General features: G+C 67.1%; 2 protein-coding genes. Both read right to left on the bottom strand.

Annotation, left to right across the window (positions count from 1 at the left end; genetic code table 11):
• Window positions 1–67 precede the first annotated feature (67 nt).
• A complete protein-coding gene (locus NFL01S_RS33790; RefSeq protein WP_062980390.1) occupies window positions 68–373 on the bottom strand; it encodes an Rv1322 family protein in 306 nt (101 codons plus the stop codon).
• Window positions 374–383: 10 nt separating this feature from the next.
• Window positions 384–1,070 (bottom strand): endonuclease NucS, encoded by a 687-nt coding sequence (gene nucS, locus NFL01S_RS33785; RefSeq protein WP_062980389.1) that lies wholly within the window; start codon window positions 1,068–1,070, stop codon window positions 384–386.
• Window positions 1,071–1,386 lie beyond the last annotated feature (316 nt).

Below are 1,386 nucleotides of genomic sequence, written 5' to 3'. Positions count from 1 at the left end.
GACGATCTCTCGTCGACACAGGCCGGTGAAGGCCCGATGCCGCGACAGCGGCCGGCATGCCGCCGGCTCAGGACCACCGCCGGGTGATTCCGCGGGTACCCCGCCCGCTCCAGCAGCCGCGATGCCAATGCCGGCGGTCCGTCTCCCCGCTACCGGCCGGCCAGGCCACCACATGCGGAACTCCCGGCATGATCTCGTGATCGCAGCCCGGGCAACGGTACCGTTTCACCGCTCGGGCGCCGGGCACCGTCCGCACCACGTACTCGTCGCCGTCGGGTCCGGCTTCGGTCCGGCGGTAGACATCGCCCAGCCCGGTGCCCAACCGTTGCGGCTGCGCTCCGTAACGCCCGCTGCGCGGTTTTCGTCGTGGCATGGCTCCCAGCTTAGAAGAGCCGGAATTCGTTGCTCTCGGTCCCGCGCAGAGCGTTGTAATCCAGGGTCAGGCAGCGGATCCCGCGGTCCTCGGCAAGCGTCCGCGCCTGCGGTTTGATCTGCTGTGCCGCGAACACCCCCGCCACCGGCGACAAAAGGGGGTCCCGGTTCAGCAACTCCAGGTAGCGCGTCAGCTGTTCCACCCCGTCGATCTCGCCCCGACGTTTGATCTCCACCGCGACCGTCCGCCCGTCCGCGTCCCGGCAGAGCAGGTCGACCGGGCCGATAGCGGTCATGTACTCGCGCCGGACGAGGCTGAACCCTGCACCGAGGGTTTCCACATGCTCGGCCAGCAACTCCTGCAGATGAGCCTCGACCCCGTCTTTCACCAGCCCCGGGTCCACTCCGAGCTCATGACTGGAATCGTGCTCGATCTCCTCGATCCCGATCCGCAGCTCCTCCCCCGCCTTGTTGCTCACCACCCACAGTTCCTTGAACTGTCCCGCCGCCGAGTCCGGCTCCCGCTCCGCCAGCCAGCACGGCGGACTCATCCAGTTCAGCGGCTTATAGGACCCTCCATCGGAATGCACCAGCACCGACCCATCCGCCTTGATCATCAGCAGCCGGCGAGCCATCGGCAGATGAGCGGTCAACCGCCCCACATAGTCGACCTGGCAACGAGCAATCACGAGTCGCATCCGGCAGAGTCTAGGCCCTGCCCGAGCACGCTCCGGAACGGCGCCTCGACCGGACCCGGACAAATGCGCCGGAGGCGCCTCAGCAACCCGGCGATCAGCAGCGGCGAACGATCGCAGTGAAGGTGAAGTATCCCCCGAGCGGTCGGCGCTTCCGGCGGAAGTCACCGACCACCACATGTCCGGACCTGCCAGTTGGTCACCGATTCCGGGCAGGGGTTCGCGCACCGGGAAACTACCAACGCGTGACCGTGGATTCCCTCGAAATATCTACCCCAGAACGCACTCTAGGGGCCCACATAAGTGGGCCCCTAGAGGG

The sequence above is a fragment of the Nocardia flavorosea NBRC 108225 genome, from assembly GCF_001613385.1.
Classification (GTDB): Bacteria; Actinomycetota; Actinomycetes; order Mycobacteriales; family Mycobacteriaceae; genus Nocardia; species Nocardia flavorosea.
The sequence above is the reverse complement of the archived record's forward strand: the minus strand, read 5'-3'. Positions and strand labels throughout refer to the sequence as shown.